The following is a 2,342-nucleotide window of genomic DNA, read 5'->3' on the forward strand; positions in this document are numbered from 1 at the left end:
AGCAGGGTGTGGTCCCGCCGCGGCCCATGACGCACGACCTGCTCGTGGACGTCGTCGAGGCGCTGGGCCACACGATCGTCAGCGTGAACATCGTCGCGGTGGAGGACAATATCTTCTACGGCCAGCTCCAGTTCGACGACGGCACCACCGTCAGCTCGCGGGCCTCGGATGCCCTGGCACTGGCCCTGCGCGCGYGATGCCGGATCTGGTGCGCGGACGCCGTGATGGAGGACGCCGGTGTGCGGATCACCGAGCACGACGACGGTGAGGATACCGAACCCGGGCCCGCCGTCGACGAAGAGGGTGAGTTGCGGCGCTTCCGGGAGTTCCTCGACGACGTCGAACCCGAGGATTTTGCCGGCTGAAACGGCCCAAAGCTTAAAGTCGAGGTCGAAACTTTCGACACGCCCCGGGAATAGCCCCGACGTCTTTGACCTTGGGCCCCGGCAGGCCTAACGTCGGAGGTACAAGTTCCCATTGCATACAACAGCCGCGCAAGTCACACTGGACAGTGCAGCCGGATCCGGACGTACACGGATGATTTTAGTGCCGTTCCGACCGACGCCTGTCCCGAAGAACGCGCTGTTGCTGCAAGTTCCCACGGGAACTCATGACAAGGAGGATCCACGTGAGTCCGAAAGGCGAAGCAGGCGAGCTCAAGCAGGCCTCGACGGCAGGTGTTGCTGTGCCCGCAAGCGGTGCCCAGGGCCTGCTGTTCACCGAAGATCTTCCGGTCCTGGACGAAGACGCGGGCTACCGCGGCCCGACGGCGTGCAAGGCCGCCGGAATCACGTACCGGCAGTTGGACTACTGGGCCCGCACCGGACTCGTCGAGCCTGCAGTGCGCGGCGCCGCGGGCTCCGGCTCGCAGCGGCTCTACGGCTTCCGTGACATCCTCGTGCTCAAGGTCGTCAAGCGTCTCCTCGACACCGGCGTCTCACTCCAGCAGATCCGCACCGCCGTCGAACACCTCCGCGAGCGGGGGGTCGAGGACCTTGCCCAGATCACCCTGATGAGTGACGGCGCCAGCGTCTACGAATGCACCTCGGCGGACGAGGTCATCGACCTGGTCCAGGGCGGGCAGGGTGTCTTTGGCATCGCCGTCGGCCGGGTCTGGCGCGAAGTCGAGGGGAGCCTTGCCGCCCTGCCGAGCGAACACGCCACGGACCAGTCCTTTCCGGACGACGAACTCAGCAAGCGCCGAGCCGCCCGGAAAATCGGCTAGCGCACAGCCCACTACTTAAAAGCAACGCGGGGTCACTTCGCGCCCATCGTGCACGTCATGATGGCCGCCAAGTGGCCCCGCGGTGCTGTGGTCAGCGCCGGCTGCGGTTGCGGACCAGTCCAGCCGCATCGCCCGGAGCGGCGGTCTGCAGCAGGTTCTCCAGCAGCGCGTCGAACAAGGCGGCTGCATTCTTGGCGGAATCGCCCGGCCAGTGGTGGACCGAATGGGCCGCGCCCTGGATCTGTTGCCAGTTGGCCTGCTCCGGGATGTGCGGAGACAGCAGCAGTTCGCCGAACATGGACTGCATCTCGGAGAGCCGGAAGCTGTGTTCCGAAGAGCCTGAACGCACCCGGTTGGCGACGATGCCGGCAGGGGAGAGCCCCGGCGCAAATTCCTGCCTGAACAGCTGGATGGCGCGCAGGGTGCGCTCCGTTCCCGCGACGGAGAACAACCCGGGTTCCGCGACCAGGGTGACCTTGTCGCTGGCCGACCAGGCCATCCGGGTCAGCCCGTTGAGCGAGGGCGGGCAATCGATCAGGACCAGCTCGTATTGCCCGGCGCCGGCCAGCACCGAGGAGAGCCGGCGCAGGTCGCGGCGGCCCAGGTCGGGCCGGTCATAGATCCCGGTGTACGCGGACCCGACGGCGACATCCAGGACGGGCGCAGCTGCGCCGTTGGAGCTGCCGGGGGAGCCCGCGGGGCCGTGCTCCACCCAGCCGCTGGGGACTACGTTGTCGGCGAGGCGTGCCCGTCGCGGGGCCTTGAGCATCCGTCCGATGTCCAACTGTTCGCCTGGGCGGACACCGAGGGCTGTGCTGGCATCCGCGTGCGGGTCAAGATCGACCACGAGGGTGGAGATGCCGGCTGCGAGTGCGGCCGACGCGAGTCCGGTTGTCACGGAGGTCTTGCCGACACCGCCTTTGAGGCTGCTGATGCTGACTACTTGCACTTGAAAAACCAATACCTAACGCCGGTTGCCGGGACGGGGTCATGCCGGCCCGTGCGTTCCTTGGGCCGGGGGCGTGCATGCGCCACCCACGCATTCATCATATGTTGATGCGCCGGCTAAACCCGTCTCATCCGGCCCGGCGGCCCTCCCGGTAGCCGGGAACCATGC

General features: G+C 67.0%; 3 protein-coding genes. 2 read left to right on the forward strand and 1 reads right to left on the reverse strand.

Annotation, left to right across the window (positions count from 1 at the left end; translation table 11 throughout):
- Together AB4Y86_RS16970 and AB4Y86_RS16975 are read left to right on the forward strand one after the other, a co-directional pair.
- Positions 1-365: bifunctional nuclease domain-containing protein (locus AB4Y86_RS16970; RefSeq protein ID WP_441403338.1), on the forward strand; the 365-nt coding region annotated here is incomplete at its 5' end.
- A 263-nt stretch (positions 366-628) separates the two neighbouring features.
- A complete protein-coding gene (locus AB4Y86_RS16975; RefSeq protein WP_354235991.1) occupies positions 629-1,225 on the forward strand; it encodes a MerR family transcriptional regulator in 597 nt (198 codons plus the stop codon).
- Positions 1,226-1,316: 91 nt separating this feature from the next.
- On the opposite strand, the gene AB4Y86_RS16980 is transcribed toward AB4Y86_RS16975, so the two are convergent.
- Entirely contained in the window at positions 1,317-2,174 is an 858-nt protein-coding gene (locus AB4Y86_RS16980; protein ID WP_441403339.1) for a ParA family protein, read from the reverse strand.
- Positions 2,175-2,342 lie beyond the last annotated feature (168 nt).

Source organism: Arthrobacter sp. 2YAF22_2 (genome assembly GCF_052114645.1).
Taxonomy (GTDB): domain Bacteria; phylum Actinomycetota; class Actinomycetes; order Actinomycetales; family Micrococcaceae; genus Arthrobacter.